The 16,071-nt window shown below is 41.5% G+C and carries 15 protein-coding genes; 3 read left to right on the forward strand and 12 right to left on the reverse strand.

The window, feature by feature from the left end; translation table 11 throughout:
• Window positions 1–265: 265 nt before the first annotated feature.
• Window positions 266–1,021 carry an SDR family oxidoreductase gene (locus tag IEV36_RS02210; protein WP_005257682.1) on the reverse strand — a complete coding sequence of 252 codons (756 nt, stop codon included), beginning with the start codon at window positions 1,019–1,021 and terminating at the stop codon, window positions 266–268.
• 123 nt (window positions 1,022–1,144) lie between these two features.
• On the opposite strand from IEV36_RS02210, the gene IEV36_RS02215 reads away from it, so the two are divergent.
• Window positions 1,145–2,041, forward strand: coding sequence for a LysR family transcriptional regulator (locus IEV36_RS02215; RefSeq protein ID WP_005257683.1), 897 nt, complete (start codon window positions 1,145–1,147; stop codon window positions 2,039–2,041).
• A gap of 68 nt (window positions 2,042–2,109) precedes the next feature.
• Here the strand turns inward: IEV36_RS02215 and phnX are convergent, their stop codons facing one another.
• The 6 genes from phnX to IEV36_RS02245 form a co-directional block, all read right to left on the reverse strand.
• A complete protein-coding gene (gene phnX, locus IEV36_RS02220; RefSeq protein ID WP_005257690.1) occupies window positions 2,110–2,925 on the reverse strand; it encodes a phosphonoacetaldehyde hydrolase in 816 nt (271 codons plus the stop codon).
• A gap of 35 nt (window positions 2,926–2,960) precedes the next feature.
• Window positions 2,961–4,112 (reverse strand): 2-aminoethylphosphonate--pyruvate transaminase, encoded by a 1,152-nt coding sequence (gene phnW, locus IEV36_RS02225; protein WP_005257698.1) that lies wholly within the window; start codon window positions 4,110–4,112, stop codon window positions 2,961–2,963.
• Between the two features lie 67 nt (window positions 4,113–4,179).
• Window positions 4,180–5,322, reverse strand: a complete 1,143-nt coding sequence (locus tag IEV36_RS02230; RefSeq protein ID WP_005257700.1) for a TIGR03364 family FAD-dependent oxidoreductase — start codon at window positions 5,320–5,322, stop codon at window positions 4,180–4,182.
• A 108-nt stretch (window positions 5,323–5,430) separates the two neighbouring features.
• Complete coding sequence (locus tag IEV36_RS02235; protein ID WP_005257702.1) at window positions 5,431–7,143, reverse strand: putative 2-aminoethylphosphonate ABC transporter permease subunit; 1,713 nt, start codon at window positions 7,141–7,143, stop codon at window positions 5,431–5,433.
• The gene (locus tag IEV36_RS02240) at window positions 7,137–8,312 is read right to left on the reverse strand and encodes an ABC transporter ATP-binding protein (RefSeq protein WP_005257704.1); all 1,176 of its coding nucleotides are present in this window, start codon (window positions 8,310–8,312) and stop codon (window positions 7,137–7,139) included. Before IEV36_RS02240 ends, IEV36_RS02235 begins: the two co-directional genes overlap by 7 nt.
• 91 nt (window positions 8,313–8,403) lie before the next feature.
• Complete coding sequence (locus IEV36_RS02245; protein WP_050560021.1) at window positions 8,404–9,126, reverse strand: UTRA domain-containing protein; 723 nt, start codon at window positions 9,124–9,126, stop codon at window positions 8,404–8,406.
• Between the two features lie 227 nt (window positions 9,127–9,353).
• On the opposite strand from IEV36_RS02245, the gene IEV36_RS02250 reads away from it, so the two are divergent.
• A complete protein-coding gene (locus IEV36_RS02250; protein WP_005257706.1) occupies window positions 9,354–10,382 on the forward strand; it encodes a putative 2-aminoethylphosphonate ABC transporter substrate-binding protein in 1,029 nt (342 codons plus the stop codon).
• A gap of 177 nt (window positions 10,383–10,559) precedes the next feature.
• Here the strand turns inward: IEV36_RS02250 and IEV36_RS02255 are convergent, their stop codons facing one another.
• The gene (locus tag IEV36_RS02255) at window positions 10,560–11,744 is read right to left on the reverse strand and encodes a benzoate/H(+) symporter BenE family transporter (RefSeq protein ID WP_032863910.1); all 1,185 of its coding nucleotides are present in this window, start codon (window positions 11,742–11,744) and stop codon (window positions 10,560–10,562) included.
• 93 nt (window positions 11,745–11,837) lie between these two features.
• Here IEV36_RS02255 and IEV36_RS02260 point away from each other — a divergent pair, with 93 nt between their 5' ends.
• Window positions 11,838–12,407, forward strand: coding sequence for a helix-turn-helix domain-containing protein (locus tag IEV36_RS02260; protein ID WP_005257709.1), 570 nt, complete (start codon window positions 11,838–11,840; stop codon window positions 12,405–12,407).
• A 30-nt stretch (window positions 12,408–12,437) separates the two neighbouring features.
• On the opposite strand, the gene IEV36_RS02265 is transcribed toward IEV36_RS02260, so the two are convergent.
• The 4 genes from IEV36_RS02265 to IEV36_RS02280 form a co-directional block, all read right to left on the reverse strand.
• Complete coding sequence (locus IEV36_RS02265; protein WP_005257711.1) at window positions 12,438–13,112, reverse strand: YjjG family noncanonical pyrimidine nucleotidase; 675 nt, start codon at window positions 13,110–13,112, stop codon at window positions 12,438–12,440.
• Between the two features lie 197 nt (window positions 13,113–13,309).
• Entirely contained in the window at window positions 13,310–14,566 is a 1,257-nt protein-coding gene (mhpT, locus tag IEV36_RS02270; protein ID WP_005257713.1) for a 3-(3-hydroxy-phenyl)propionate transporter MhpT, read from the reverse strand.
• A gap of 438 nt (window positions 14,567–15,004) precedes the next feature.
• The gene (locus tag IEV36_RS02275; protein WP_005257715.1) at window positions 15,005–15,445 is read right to left on the reverse strand and encodes a YbaN family protein; all 441 of its coding nucleotides are present in this window, start codon (window positions 15,443–15,445) and stop codon (window positions 15,005–15,007) included.
• A gap of 25 nt (window positions 15,446–15,470) precedes the next feature.
• On the reverse strand, window positions 15,471–16,070 hold the full coding sequence (locus tag IEV36_RS02280; RefSeq protein WP_171068028.1) for a biliverdin-producing heme oxygenase: 600 nt from the start codon (window positions 16,068–16,070) through the stop codon (window positions 15,471–15,473).
• Between the last annotated feature and the right edge of the window lies 1 nt (window position 16,071).

Genomic DNA, 16,071 nt, shown 5'->3' on the forward strand with positions numbered 1-16,071 from the left:
AATTTAATCAGTTAAAAGCCGATATTATTTTTAAAAAATTAAAAAACTTAGTTTAACTGCATGATTAATAACTGTAAAAACTATTAAATGAATTGTTATGCATATTATTTATATTGTGTGATATATATCAAGTTTGGTCTTTAAAGTCCTGAATTATCGCTTACCCAAAGATTTTCATATTCGTTTCAATGTAGAGAGCATAAATACAGTATTTTTAGCTCTAGCGCTGACCGAAACACAAAGCTTCAGTCAGCATTGTTTTGTATTAGATGATGCCACCATTGACACGAAGTACTTGGGCATTGACCCAGTTGCTGGCTTCATTCACTGCAAAATCTAAAACTGCTGCAATATCTTCTACCTGACCCAAGCGTTCCAATGGCGCCGCTTTGCTTAACTGTGCAATCAACGTTTCACTCTTCCCTTCTAAAAAAAGCTCAGTCGCAGTTGGCCCAGGCGCAATCGCATTAACGGTAATATTTTTACCTCGAAGTTCCTTGGCTAAAATAGCGGTTAAAGATTCAATTGCGGCTTTTGATGCTGCATAAACCCCATAGCCTTCAAGTTTTAGCCCAACCACACTACTGGATAAATTAATAATTTTTCCCCCATGCGTCAGTCTTTTTGCCGCTTCACGCATGGTATATAAAGATCCTTTCAGATTGATTGCCAGAATTTGATCAATACTTTCATCATCGACCTGCTCGATTTTACTTAAACGCATGATGCCAGCATTATTAATCAGGACATCCACACGACCATAGGTCTGGATCGCATAATCGAAAAGTTGGGTCACTTCATCTGAATGGCTGATATTGGCTTTAAACGCACTCGCGATGCCGCCCGCAGCCTGAATTTTCTTTACCACTTGATCCGCTTCCTGATTATTATTGGCATAGTTAATAATAATCTGATGTCCTTGCTGAGCCAGTAAATTTGCCGTAAAAGCACCAATGCCTCGAGAAGCACCCGTAATTAAAACTACTTTTGATGGATTAGAATGTGCTGCTGTATTTGTCATTTTAAACCTCATTGAATGAAACTTATCATCTTATGCGTTCTATGATACTGTCCAGCTATCAGTTAATAATCTATCGGATTCTGACATCTTTGTCCGAATAAACCGAACAAAGGACATCAAGATATGGATAAGTTAAATGCAATGTCTGCTTTTATCCATGTGGTCGAGCAGCAAAGTTTTACCAAAGCGGCGCAAATATTAAACCTGCCCCGTTCTACACTCACGGATGCGATCAAGCAGTTAGAGACCCAATTAAACACACGCCTGTTATTCCGCACCACACGTCAGGTTCGACCAACCGATGAAGGCCAGATTTATTATGAGCGCTGTAAGTATATCTTGAGCTATATCAATGAATCAGATCATGATTTTCTGCATGCAAAACCTCAAGGAACCTTAAAAATAGAAGTGCATGGTATTTTTGCCTCTCATTTTATTTTGCCAAAACTACGAGATTTTTTAAGCGAATTTCCTCAAATCCAATTACAACTGACAGAAAGCGATCGTTATGTTGACGTGATTAAGGAAGGAATTGATTGCGTGATCCGGATCGGACAACTGAATAATAGTGAACTGATCGTTAGGCATCTGGGAAATATCCAGCAAGTCACGTTGGCAAGTCCGCGATATTTACAACAATACGGTACGCCCCATCATCTAGACGCGCTTAAAAGCCATATTATGGTTGGGTTTTATTCCACTGCCCGCCAGAAGAATCTTCCTCTGGAGTTTATGGTTGAGGGCGAACTAAAAAATTATGATTTGCCCTTTATGATTCAGGTCAATGGTGCACATACTTACTCGGCAGCAGCAAAACAACACTTTGGGCTGATACAGGTGCCGCGTTATGGTCATGTTGATGAACTTGCACAAGGCGTACTGTGTGAAGTCTTGCCTCATTATCCCGTACCTTCGTTGCCTGTCTCTTTACTGTATCCTTCTAAGACACTGGTTTCACCGAGACAGAAAGTTTTTATTGAGTGGATTGTACAGTTATTTAAACGCTATCCTTTGGGTTGATGATTTTCTAGCAAAACGGCTCATTACCCTTGAATGGACAATGAGCCAAAATTCTATTTTTGAATACGTTAAGGCTTTTCACCTTGATTTAGACGGCGCTCAATATCATCTAATACGGCTGGTAAATCAGCGATACTATCAATCACATAATGTGCACCTGACTGATTCATTTTTGCGTAAGCTTTGTCTTTGAGTGGTTGTTGCTGTTCAGCAGATAGCGCTTGCCACTCTTCAAAACTCAGACCAACTTCATTCCCGCTAATCGCAAGACCGACCGTCCAGCAGCCTGCATTTAAGCCTTCTTCAATACCGACCACGGTATCGTCCACTTTAACCGCAGTTTTAATATCTGAGACATCTAGCTCAATCAGGTTTTTCCAGAGCATTTCTGGATATGGGCGACCATGTTTGACATCACTTGCGGTGATAATACAGTCAGGTTGATAGCCCTGCTGTGCCGCATCTTGAATCAGTTGTCCAATCATCATTGAGGCATAACCTGTATTACTGCCAATTTTTGCGCCACGTTGCTTGATATTGTCAAATACAGCCAATGCACCTGGAATCAGTGCTGAACATTGCGGAATAGATTTCAATTGGTATGGAATAAAGTCCTGATATAAACGGTCAATATCGGCAACCGTCACTTCACTGCCGTAAATCTCTTTCCAGAGTTGTGCCACACGAGGCATTTTCAATACAGCAGCAATATGATCACGTTTTTCCAAGCCCATGGGTGCACGAGCTTCTTCAATGGTGAGCTCGATTTTATTGTCTTTAAATAGTGCCATAAAAGCCAAAATCGGAGCGCGTGAACCAAAATCAACAGTTGTACCTGCCCAGTCAAAAACCACAGCTTGAAGTTGGATATTTGTATTTGTCATGAGATATTTCCCTAAAGTATTTATGTCGAATAAAGTTATGCAGTGACTGCGCTGAGATGGAGATGGGTCTGACAATAATCCGAAATTGCCGCTAATAAACCTTCGATATCCTGTTGCTTAACTTCGCCAATATTGCCGATACGGAAACAGTTCAGATCAGTCACTTTGCCGGGATAAATGACATAACCTGCTTGTTTTAAGCTTTCATAAAACTGCTGAAAGCTGAACTTTGGCGAAGCTGGATATAAGAAGGTGGTAATAATCGGAGATTGAGTACATGCATTGCCCAGTACCCGTTCAAATCCAAGTGCTGACATACCTTTTGACAGGGTTTGCTGATTATTCAGATAACGTTGGTAGCGCGCTTCGATACCGCCTTCTTGTTCCAATTCGAGCAAGGCTTGATAAAATGCGCGAACCACATGAGTGGGTGAGGTAAATCTCCATTTCCCATTTTGTTGTTCCATGGTATGCCACTGGTCATAGAGATCCAGACTGACTGAACGTGCCAATCCCTGACATTGTTCAAGACGCTCGCGTTTTGCCAGAATAAAACCAAAGCCCGGTACACCCTGAATGCATTTATTGGCACTGGAAATCAGAAAATCAATTTCAAGCTCAGCAATATCCATCGGTATGCCGCCGAATGAACTCATGGCATCCACAATCCAGACCTTGCCTGCAGCTTTGACTAAACGCCCGATGTCTTGAATTGGATTTAAAATACCTGTGGTGGTTTCACAATGAACGCAAGCCACATGGCTGATACTTTCATCCATTAATACTTGCTGGATTTCAGCCAAGTCGGGTGTACTAGTTTCAGGATAAACAAGTTCAACCACTTCGATATTTAAGCAGCGCGCCATTTGCACCATGCGCGCCCCGTAAGCACCGTTATTGATAATCAGCACTTTTTCATGCTTGGCAATCACTGAACCTAAAACAGACTCAACCGCAAAGCTGCCACTACCTTGCATCAGTACTGCGGTGTATTGATCTACTGCTGTGGTTGCCAGATTCACCAGTCTTTGGCGGATATCTTGTACCAGACCATTATATTCCTTGTCCCAAGTACACCAGTCTTTTTGCATGGCACGGCGTACCGTTGCAGAGGTCGATAATGGACCCGGTGTTAGCAGTAAATATTTATTGTCCAAGGCTAAATTTAAAGTGTCTTGTGTGTTCATGCTATTGCTCATCGTTTCAAGATTTGATTTCAATATATATCAATCTGGTTTAAACCAGATTACAAGATTAAAAAATATGTTGTTCTAAAACATGTCGGATAAAACCTGCACCTGTGGTCATGCCTTTACCTGCGATTGCACTAATCAGGAAGATGCCTGACTCAACTTCAGTCACACAGGCCAGTTCGGTTGGATGTTGAAGGTAATAGCCATTCCAGCGGGTTTGAATGGGTGGTAAACGCAGTCCAATTTTTTCCACACAGTACTGTTCAATAAACTGGTTGATTTCTTCACGCTGGTCGAACTGAGTCGGTTCATCAATATCTGCATATTCATGGCTATCGCCGAGAATGATCTGCCCAGCCTGATTCTGCTTAATGAGAATATGGATGCCAAAATCATGGACAAAGCCCTGTTGGGACGCTTGGTGGAGCTCCTGATAAGACGGACAGATTTCAAAAGCGGGATAACGGGAAACAGATAAACCTGAATAAAGGGAAACACCTAACTGTTGTGTTAAAGGCTGGGTTAATGCCATTTGCAAGGTACAACGTTTTAACCCTAGTTCCTGAAGTACTGTTGGATATAAGGTGTCCGTTTCGGCACCATGACAAATCAGGATGCGGCTTGCTTGTACGCTTTGACCTGAGGCAAGCACGGCGATAGTTGATGCCTGTTGAGAAATGGTTTTCACCACACAGGCATTACAATGGATTTCTACCCCTAAAGAGATTGCGTATTGCAAAAGACGCTGTCCGATCAGGTGTGGTTCAACGGAATAATCTTCTGCAAATAGTAATCCTCCCAGCATAGGCGCTTGCGGTTGAAGAAATCCGTATTGTTGTGCCATTTCTGTTGTAGATAATAGCTGTACAGGAATATCAAATTGTGGTGCAAGCTGGGCAAACTCATTAACCACCTGCCATTCCAGAGCGGTATTTACCACATACAGACCATTGCGCTGTTGAAAAGTAATGTCGTACTGATGCTGGATCCGTTGATAAAACTGCTTTGTATCTAGTGCATACTTGCGCCATTCACTTTCTGGATGAGTTAAGGTTGAGGTACCGACCATGCCAAAGTTACGGCGTGTCGCGCCGATGGGCTGGGCATCTTTTTCAAATACCTTTACGGTGAGGCCTTGTTCCGTAGCCTGAATAGCGGCAGATAGGCCTAAAATTCCTGCACCTACAATAATGAGATCGGTCATTGTGGTTGTCCTATTAAGTCTGTTCCAAGCAGTCATTGGGCTTGATTCGGGCTGAATTAACCCCTACCTCATACAATGAAGTATCAAAAACGAAGTGAAATTAATGAGTTAGTGTGAAGCTTCTCGCCAAGCCTGTGTTTTCTTCAATATTCCTCGAGTCAGCAAACCATGTATGAGTTTGACGATGGCTGAAGTGAGCAAGATCAAGACGCTCATTGCTACTGCCGAAGCAGTATCACCTGCATCATCCATATTCAGAATAGAAACCGCAGCAAGGTTGGTATCTGGTGAATATAGGAAGATTGCAGCTGAAACGGTGGTCATCGCATTAACAAATAGATAGACCGAAATATCACACAGTGCAGGTAAGCTGAGTGGCAAATATACTTTGTAGAAGGTTTTCCAGCGACTGCTTCCCAAGCTTTGTGCGGCAGCTTCCAGTTGTACAGGAATCTGTTTAATGGTGCTGCTCAGTGTCAGATGCGGCACGGTGTAATAGTGAATAATGGTTGAAATCACCAGTAAACTCATGGTGCCGTACAAGATATGTAAAGGATTCTGCATATCATTGAAAAACAGGATGTAGGCAATACCTAATACCAGACCAGGAATGGCAAGTGGCAATAAGGTCAACATCTGTACCAGATTTTTTAATAATGGGTGAACTTTAAAACGCTCGGCACATAAGGCCACCATAAAGATCACCACACTTCCGACCAGCGTTGTAAAACCAGCCAGTTTGAGTGAATTAAAATAGGCATCCCAGCCACCGCCCTGAACATATTCAAAACGATAATGATCGAGGGTCATGCTCAGGTCATACGGCCAGTAGCGGATAAAAGAAGCCACGATTGCAGTGATGATCAGCAATAAGATAAAACCAGCAATCAGATAGCAAAACCCGCTGAACAGCCACTGACTTTGTGTACTTGCTTTCATTACATACGGCTTGACCTGAAAATTCTGATAGCGCGCCTGACGTTTGCTTTGATAACGGTCAAACACAAAGGCCAATAATGCTGGACAAAGCAACAGGATGGAAATCACAGCACCCATTTGCATATTTTGTTGGCCAATAATCTGCTTGTACACATCCAGTGCCATCATGTTGAATGAGCCGCCAATGACTTTAGGAATACCAAAATCAGTAAGTACATAGGTAAATGCCACCAATGCTGCACTAACCAGACCATAACGGATAGCTGGCAGAGTGACAGCGCGATGTGTCGCCCACAGTCCTTTTCCTAAACTACGCGAAGCTTCTATCAACGACTGGTCAATATTTCTAAATGCAGACAGCATCAAGATAAAAATAGCTGGAAATAACCAGAAGCAATAGCTGATTAGGATGCCCAATGGCCCGTAGATTTCAGTATCACCGAGCAAACTTTTCAATACACCTTGTTGACCAAACAGATAGACCAGCGCCAGAGACGGTAAAATGGACGGCGCCAGAATAGGCAAAAATGCAATCGCTTTTAAGATCCCTTTTCCCTTGATATCAACGACTGTTAAGGCATAGGCATAAATACTTGCCATCAAGACCGTGATCGCTGTAGCAACACTTGCAATCCAGATTGAATTAAAAATCGATGAGAATAAACTTGGATTGGAAAAATATTCAATAAAGTTTGCCAGACCGATGTATTGTCCATCACTATTTAAAAATGCCCCTTTAAACAGAATCGCTAAAGGCAGAATGAGTAGACAAAACAGACCAAGTGCAGCAATAAATAAAAATGCTGATGAACGGAAAGAATAAAGCGAAGATTTAGCGGCCTGATTCTTTAAAATCGCAGCGGCAGTCGACTGATTTAACATAGTGTCCGCCCTTTCCCGTCAAAGACATGTAACTGTTTTATAGCCACCTTGATATACATGTTTGGATTGAGTATCGCGAGTGCATCATTGTCCAGATCAAGCTGAATCACATGGGCAGCATCATTTTGTTCAAGATTGACTTGGGTAAACAGCCGACGTTTTGCACCAAGAAATTCAGTTGAAATAATGGAAACAGGCAAATAGATAAATGCTGGATCATGATCAGCTTGTTCACACACGGCGACCATTTCTGGGCGAAACGCCAGTTCAATTTGCTGTCCAGCTTGTAAAGATGAAGTTTTTAATTGTACTGACTGCCCAAGTACCTGAATTGTGTTTGAGTCGCTCACCTGTGCTGGCAAGAAATTCATGGTGCCAATAAACTGGGCTACAAATTTGGTTTGAGGCTTATAGTAGATATTATGTGGTGTATCGACCTGCTCAATCACGCCGTGATTCATCACCACCACACGATCAGAAATACTTAGTGCTTCTTCCTGATCATGAGTCACCATCACGGTTGGTAAACCCAACTGCTGCTGAATGACACGGATTTTTTGTCTTAAATTGACACGGACGATGGCATCCAGTGCAGACAGTGGCTCATCCAAAAGCAGAATATCGGGTCGTGGTGCGATTGCACGGGCTAAGGCAACGCGCTGCTGCTGTCCACCAGATAATTGATTCGGATATTTTGTTGCAATCGTAGGTAACTCGATCAGTTGTAATAATTCTTCAGTGCGCTGTTGACGCTCAGCCTTATTCCATTGTTTTGCATGGAGTCCAAAGGTAATATTTTCAGCGACAGTGAGATTGGGAAACAGTGCATAGTTTTGAAATACGATGCCACAACGGCGTTTTTCAACTTTCTGGTTGGAAATGTCCTGTTCCATTTTAAGAACTTTTCCATAGTCCTGTACTTCTAATCCGGCAATAATTCTTAAAAGTGTGGTTTTACCACAGCCTGAAGGTCCTAACAGGCTAATGAACTCACCTTCATAGACTTCAAAATTGATATGATCCAGAACCTGATGTTTCTGAAAACTTTTATGAACATCAATAACTTCTAGAACTTTCTTGCGTTTATCCGCATGGATAAAATTGCTCAGTCCAGAGACTAAACTGCTCGCAGACTGAGTCGAAAAGTTATTCGGTGAATACTGCTTCATCAACGTTCCTTATCCAGAACTTTAAGTGATTAAGCCGTATTTGAGCAGGTTATTATGACAGTTTAATTAAATCTGGTTTAAACCAGATTGGCTAGCTTTGCGCTTCAAAATGTAAATCCAGCACATCATGTAACCAGTATTCTTGGTCAATATCAGTCACTCTTCCATGCTGGTCGCGGTTACTTCGGCAAATATAAAGCCCTAAAGATCCAACATTTACATGTAAGGCTTTAGCTTGTTGCTCAGCCAAGGCTGTAGGAAACAAATTAATATTGGCACGGGTAATGACACATTGATATTCATCTGCCATGAGTTGGGTGACTGATTGATTCAGCGGATGTGCTAAAAAATCAGGAAATAAATCTGCACGGATACGTAAATGCTCAACCACCACAGGTCGTCCATTAATACTTCGACGACGCCAGATTGAATAAACCGAACTACCGACCGCAATATCTAAATGTTTGGCATCCCAAGGGGTTGCTTCCACCTGCTCTGCTGAAATCAGGTCTGTAGAAGGCACATAGCCTTGTTCGCTGACATATTGCATAAAGCTTTTTGTCGATTGCGGATGATAAATAATGCGAGGTGCCCGAACATACCAGCCACGACGATCCAAACGGTAAATTAAACCATCCATCTCTAAAGCCAGTAAGGCTTCACGCACGGCAACGCGAGTGGTTTGAAACTTTTCTAATAGTGTACGTTCAGATGGAAGTTTGACATTACTCAGTAAAATTCCAGACTCTATTTCATGCGCCAATGAATCACGAATAGGAATATATTTAGGAATACGTGCTGATGATTGATCGATCTGAACCATAATTTTGAACCCAACATTTTAATTTTACTATACATGCAAAAAATGAAAGATTATTGAAAACTAGCATTTCTTTTGCGGAGTTTAAGTTTTTTTGTCGGAAAAATAAAAGAAGAAAAATAATAAATCTGGTTTAAACCAGCTTAATGAAATTGTCATATTCACTTGCTTAAATGTCCATCAACTCAGAAACCGTTGCATCATTATTCAAGGACGCTCTCATGACACGTTTATATCGATCTCTTTCTCTTTTAACCCCAACATTGATGGGCAGTTTGCTGTCGGCTACCCTCACCTCAGCTGGTGAAATTACTGTCTATACTGCATTAGAATCTGATCAGCTCGCTGCATATAGTGCAAAAATTCGTGAAGACTACCCTGATTTAAAAATTAAATGGGTACGTGATTCAACGGGTATCATTACCGCACGTTTGCTTGCAGAACAAAAAAATCCAAAAGCGGATGTGGTGGCAGGTCTTGCAGTGACGAGCTTAATGTTGCTGGATCAGAGAAATATGTTGCATCCTTACGCACCTGTGGGCGTGGAAAAATTAAATAAACAATTCGTCAGCCCGAAAAAGGTGCCGACCTGGACGGGTATGGATGCGTGGGAATCAGCGTTGTGCGTCAATAGTATCGAATTGAAAAAGCGTAAACTTCCAGTTCCTCAAACGTGGGCAGATCTAACCAAGCCCATCTATAAAGGCTTAATCGTAATGCCAAATCCTGCATCAAGTGGGACTGGATATTTAGATGTATCTGCATGGCTACAACTATTTGGACAGCAAAAAGCATGGACGTATATGGATGCGCTGCATAAAAATATTTCCCAATATACCCATTCAGGTTCTAAACCGTGTCAGATGGCTGCACAGGGTGAAGCTGTGATTGGTATTTCTTTTGGTTATCGTGCTGCTCAATTGAAACAACGTGGCGCACCGTTAGAAATCGTATTTCCTAAAGAAGGCTTAGGTTGGGAAATGGAAGTCTCCGCGATTGTTAAAGGAACAAAAAATCTGGCAGATGCACAAAAATTTATTAACTGGACGGTGAGTAAAAAAGCCAATGAAGCCTATGCCAAGAACTTTGCGGTGGTGGCTTATCCAAACGTGGCGAAACCAATGCCATTCCGACCAGCCCAGATTAACCAAATGATGATTAAGAACAATTTTGAGTGGGCTGCGAAAAACCGCGATGGTATTTTAAAAGAATGGACTAAACGCTACGATGGTAAAACCGAGAAAAAATAATCTTCAGCATTGCGATGAGGAGGATATTCTGTAGCTTGGTCTGCCTTCCTCCCCACCGCTATTTTTTATATTTGCTGCATCCTAAAACGTACTTTTTAGATGAAATATATGATTGATGAAAAGTTCAACGATCTGGCGGAGGGTTGAACTTTTCATGGGCAGCTAAAAGCCGATTCTCTACGCTATTTTATGATCACGTTTCACTAAAATCTGATACGCAATAATTCCGCCGACCAAGCCCCAAAATGCTGAACCGATTCCCAATAAGGTAACACCCGATGCGGTGAGAAGAAAACAGATAATCGCTGCATCACGACCTTGTTCTTCCGCCAATGCTTGATGCAGACTGTTCATCAAGGTGGTGATTAAAGCCAATCCAGCAAGAATATGGATTAATACAGTTGGTAAGCCATTAAACAATATAAAAATTGCGCCACCAAAAATCCCTGCGATTAAATAGAAGATCCCTGCCCATGTAGATGCAATATAACGTTTTGCAGGGTTTGGATGGACATCAGGTGCCATACAAAGCGCTGCGGTAATGGCCGCAATACAGATACTAAAACCACCCCACGGCGCTAAAATAATCGCGGTTAAGGACGTACATACCAGCAACATTGACGTTTTAGGTGAATAACCGCTGGCCTGTAAAATTGCAATACCTGGCGCATTTTGAGATGCGAGAGAAACAATAAAAAATGGAATCCCGACACCAATCAGTGTAGTCATGGTGAAATGCGGCTGGATAAAGGTTGGAAGCGTAAAGACGTTGCTGGTCTGTGTAAAATGCAAATCCCCACTGAGTCCCGCAACAACAATTCCTGTAATTAACGTTGCAATAATGGCATAAAGTGGAAACCAGCGGCGGGTCAACACAAATGCCGCCAACATGGCAATACACAGGATAAAGTTGACCTGTAATGCTTCAAATGTACTTAAACCAAAACGTAACAGGATGCCCGCCAACATCGCAGAAGCAATAGAACGCGGAATGTAATTCATGAGCTTGGCAAAAATACCAGTCGCGCCACATAACAGCATTAGTCCCGAAGCAAAAATAAAGACACCCACCACTTCATTAATACTTACCCCAGTCAGGCTGGTTGCAAGCAAGGCAATTCCGGGTGTCGACCATGCTGTTAAAATCGGAGTACGGTAATATAGCGACAAGCCAATACTGGTGATCCCCATGCCGATACCCAGCATCATCAGCCAGCTTCCAGTTTGCGAAGCATCCAACCCAGCCCTTTCCAGTGCCTGCAAAATAATGGCCAAAGAACTGGCATAGCCCACCAGTACGGCCACAAGTCCAGTCATGATCATGGCTGGTGAGGAAGACCTAAAAAATGCTAAGTTACGCATAGGAAGTACTTTACTGAAGATGACGGTAGAGTGACTAAAGTATCATCGTCTGTTATAACGGACAATCCTTTTTAATCAAGAAGACTTCTATTTATGCAAGATATTCCACCCAATGTTGCCGAAGCTTTAAAAAAATTAAGAACCGAGCGAGGTTTGAGTCTTAGCCAGACTGCTGAATTAACTGGTGTGAGTAAGGCGATGCTTGGGCAGATTGAGTTGGGTAAGTCGAGTCCAACTGTTGCAACCCTCTGGAAAATCGCTACAGGATTCAATATTGCATTTTCGACCTTTCTTGAAGGTGGGCAAGCTCAAAGCCAACCAGAGATTCATCATTTCAGTGATTTACCTGTTTTTGAACAGGATCATTCAGGAATGCGCGTCAGCCCTCTGATTCCTTTTGATGAAGAACTGCGAATGGATGTGTTGAAGATCGAATTGCTACCCGGTGCAAAAAGTGAATCTAGCCCACATGAGGCAGGCGTGATTGAGCATATTATTGTGTTTGCTGGGGTATTGCAGTTACAGCTTGAGGGAATGAATCATACTGTTGCGGCAGGAGAATCCATTCGCTTTCATGCCGATATTCCGCATACCTATGCCAATACGGGTGAGCAGAGTGTGATTATGCACAATGTCATTCACTATCCACATCCTCCCTCTTAACCTCTTATCAGCAAAGGCACACTTTTGCTTTTATAGGATCTTGGTCAGATCTGACAGATGTTGAATGGTATAAGTAATATTCAGATTCTGTTCATTCTTGAGTTGTTTCGGGTTATACCAACAGGTCGGGATTTCACAGGATGTTGCCCCCTTGATATCTGCCTCTAAGCTGTCCCCAATAAAAAGTATTTCCTCTTTGGCGATATTACTTCTGGCTAAGCAGGTCTGGAAAAAACGCTGGTCAGGTTTTTCATAACCCACATCATCAGAAACATATAAATCAGAGAAATGCGGTAATAAACCCGCCAAGTGTAAACGTGCTTTTTGTTGAAGCAGAATGCTATTGGAAGCGGCAAAAAGTTTATATTTTTGGCTCAAATACTGGATTGCTTCTTCGGCACCTTCTTCGAGCGTATGTTCTTTGGCCAGATTACCTTGAAAGGTATCACGAAAATGATCGTGGTTAATTTCAACTTTTAGTGCAGTAAACAGTTCTTTAAAACGATTATTAATCACATCCTGTACGGTAATTTGACCTAACTTCTGTCTTTCCCATAAAAGATGGTTAATTTGTTTATAGGTAGAATAGATTAGATCATCATGATGTAAATTGAATTCCCCAAATGATTTCACAAATGCCGAGCGATTCGCCACGCTAAAATTCAGCAAGGTATCATCAATATCAAAGAAAATCGCCTTATACATTCTACTCTTCCTATCTGTTCATCCTCAATCGCCGCTATTTTATTATACCGATAAGTCAAAAGCCAATGTACATCATCTTGAATCTATCATTGGCGGATTTGCAGACTGAAATAAAAAAGGAAACAGCGGAGCTATTTCCTTTGATTGTGGACGTCGAAAAATGAATCCTTTTCTAACCTTCAATTGATAAGACTAAATCAGGTAGTGACGATCTTTAGATTCTCTTTTTCTTCTACGGAATGCGTCGGTTTACGAAGTAAGATCAATGCTGAAATGGCAGCCAATAAAATCATTGGAATACTTGAAGCAATCACCACAATTTCACTTTGACCTGTTCCAAGTAAATACCCCGCGACTAATGGGCCAGAAAACGCACCTATCCGGCCAATTGCGACGGCAGCCCCCACTCCCGTACCTCGCATTTCTGTTGGATAATACTTGGCTGCTAAGGTATAGAGAATTGACTGACAACCAATCACAAACATACCGCATCCAGTCGCAAATAAGGTAAAGCTAAATGCGCTATTAGAATAAGCTAGGCCAATCAGCGAGAGCAAAATCCCGCTATAAACACTTGCAACAATCACGAACTTATTCAATCGATCCAGCATAAAACCTAAAATGAGTACGCCGATTGAGCCACCCAGATTAAAGCCAATCTGGATATAACTTGCTTGTTCTTTATTAAGTCCTAATCCTGAAATGAGGGTTGGTAACCAGTTTTGGAATAGCGCCAGTACCAAAAGCGTTCCGAAGAAACTTAACCATAGACTAGAAGTGATCAGCACACGTGGCTTTGCAAATAAAACCGTCATCAAGCTTTGATTTTTTGCTGGACTGGTTGCCGTTTTATTGAGATAAGCTTTTGATTCAGGTAAAAAGAAAATCAGAATAGGTACAAGCAATAAAGGTGCGATACCACCGAAATAGAAGATATGTCGCCACTCATGATCGGCAGTGAGAGATAATGCAACCACAGAAGTGAGTACACCGCCAATCGGCATACCGCAATACATCACACTTACCGCCGTGGCTTTGTATTTTTCACTCACAGCCTCGGAAACCATGGTAATCACAATGGGTAAAGCCCCGCCCATGCCTAATCCTGTCAAAAATCTTACCAACAGTAAGGTATTCAGTTGTTGGGCAAAAGGCGTTAATAAAGACATCAGGCCAAAAATAAGAATACAGCTAATAAATACTTTCTTACGTCCAATCGAATCGGCGATCCTTCCTGCAATCATGGCACCTGGTAAAGTCCCCAGAACCGCTGCGCTAAATACCCAGCCCATTTCCGTACTGTTCAGTAGCATTTCCGCTTTCATTCTGGGAGCCGCAACGCCCATTGACTGCAAATCAAAGCCTTCAATAATGGCGAAAATAAAACATAAAACTAATGTAATGATCATGCCAATTTTTGATGACGGCGATGCGACTTCTGCATCCTTTAACATTTCTATCTTCCTTTTTGATTCTTCGAATTTATAATCCCTTATATGCTATACACATTTTTGGCATATTTTTAGCGTGTGTAAAAGACTAGCAGAGCGAATTTAATTACGCAATGCAAAATAAATTTATGAATTATATAATCAATACACATTGTGAATACTTATAAAATATATAAACTTCATTAATCCAATAATGTTGATTCATATATTTAATCAAATCAGTTAGATGATAAATTATAAGTGTTAGATTCAAATTTTTAATTATTGAGTAGGTGTGCAAGATTGTAGTAATAGGTCAAAATCTCACCAAGCCGTTTTTTTCATATCTTTTTCTAAGTTATCGCCAATGAAAAATGCTTCTGTATTGTTTAAATAATAACGTTAGATATCTTTAAAATCATTGGCTTGAGTTTTCATTATCCCTAAAATAGGCTTTGTCATCTAATCTCTAAACCACATCCAGACCAATACTGCTGCCATACATGCTATAAGAGGATAAACTACCCAAGGATGTGGAATGATCCAGATCATAATTCCAGCAGCTATACTCATACTTACCGTTGAAATATATTTGGCTTTTTTCGGAATACGTCTATTTTTCTGCCATTCCTTGATGATTGGACCGATAAAGCGATGATTGAGAAACCATTGATGGAGCTTTTCTGAACCTCTGGCAGCAAAGAAAACAGCCAATATAATAAAGTCAACGGTCGGTAAACCCGGAATAAAAATTCCAAGAATACCGAGTCCAATGCACAACCAGGCAAGGCAAATAAATAATAATCGCCACCAAACAGAACGCGCCAATTTGCTTACTGGCTGTGGCGTTTGTGACAAAATATCTGTTTTCAGATCTTTATTCATGTGATCAATATTCTCCATACCTGGCAGTACTCAATTCACTTGTTTATTTCAACTCATCCAGTTGACTTAATGCTTTTCCAAAATACTCAAAAGCATCTAGCGCACCTTGCACTACGCGATCCTGTAAAGCCGTTTCAAAATCTGCATCATCAAGTGCCTGAACAAAGCGTTTCCAGACCTTGGCACGTCCTTCTGGATACGCCGCGAGGTTACGGGCAGCAAATGTTTCAGAGAAGCCTAAGTTTTTTTGAGCTTGTTTAAATAAAAAAGCTGCGCCTAAGGTTGACCCTTCTGAGACATAGATCCAGCCCAATGCTTCAGGTAATTTAACCGCTGCACTTTGCAACGGCTGTCCTGCTGGTTGAATACCTAAATCTTGCAAATCTTCAAAAGCTTGCTGGGAACGTCCACGAATACCGAGATCTGGAATTAATACCGCAATACCTTCTTGCTCAAAAAGATGCTCAATTTCTTGCTGAAAATAGTATTGAGACAAAGTGAATTGCGCATATTTTTCTTTGCTTGCAAAGACATCTGCCTGAGCCATTAAGTGGTGCATTCTTTCATGTTCTGCTGCCGTTTCTTGCTTTAAGCGTTGAGAAAGGCTGTTGGCGACTATTTGTTCTGTTGCTGCGTTCATTATC

The sequence above is a fragment of the Acinetobacter vivianii genome (assembly GCF_014635885.1).
Lineage (GTDB): Bacteria > Pseudomonadota > Gammaproteobacteria > Pseudomonadales > Moraxellaceae > Acinetobacter > Acinetobacter vivianii.